The organism is Mesorhizobium sp. M1E.F.Ca.ET.041.01.1.1 (assembly GCF_003997355.1).
GTDB lineage: Bacteria > Pseudomonadota > Alphaproteobacteria > Rhizobiales > Rhizobiaceae > Mesorhizobium.
The window spans coordinates 1-766 of the sequence record NZ_RZSL01001142.1 but is presented as its reverse complement, the minus strand read 5'-3'; the positions used below and the strand labels follow the sequence as shown (position 1 = coordinate 766).

The window sequence follows — 766 nt, the reverse complement described above, 5'->3', positions numbered from 1 at the left end:
GTGCTGGAAGACGGCTCGATGGGCCGCGCCGCGGTGCCGTCCGGCGCCTCGACCGGCGCACATGAGGCGGTCGAAGTACGCGACGGCGGACCGCGCTATCTCGGCAAGGGCGTCGAGCGCGCCGTCGAGGCGGTGAACGGCGAGCTGTTCGAGGCGATCGGCGGCATGGAGGCCGAAAACCAGATTCATATCGACCAGACGATGATCGAGCTCGACGGCACGCCGAACAAGAGCCGCCTCGGCGCCAACGCCATCCTCGGCGTGTCGCTGGCGGTCGCCAAGGCTGCCGCGGATGCCGCCGGTCTGCCGCTCTACCGCTATGTCGGCGGCACCAAGGCGCATGTCCTGCCGGTGCCGATGATGAACATCATCAATGGCGGCGCCCACGCCGACAATCCGATCGACTTCCAGGAATTCATGATCCTACCGGTCGGCGCGCCGACGCTGCGCGATGGCGTGCGCTGGGGCTCCGAGATCTTCCACACGCTGCGCAAGAAGCTCAAGGATGCCGGCCACAACACCAATGTCGGCGACGAGGGCGGCTTCGCCCCCAACCTGAAGAGCGCGTCGTCGGCGCTCGATTTCATCATGGAATCGATCGAGAAGGCCGGCTTCAAGCCGGGCGAGGACGTAGCCCTCGGCCTCGACTGCGCCGCGACCGAGTTCTTCAAGGACGGCAACTACGTCTACGAGGGCGAGAAGAAGACGCGCGATCCGAAAGCGCAGGCGAAATACCTTGCCAAGCTCGCCTCCGACTATCCGATAA

Annotated in this window: 1 pseudogene; it reads left to right on the top strand. The window is 65.8% G+C overall.

Features of this window, described 5'->3' with window-relative positions:
* Positions 1-766: pseudogene (gene eno / locus EOA38_RS37970) on the top strand (phosphopyruvate hydratase); the annotation flags it as partial.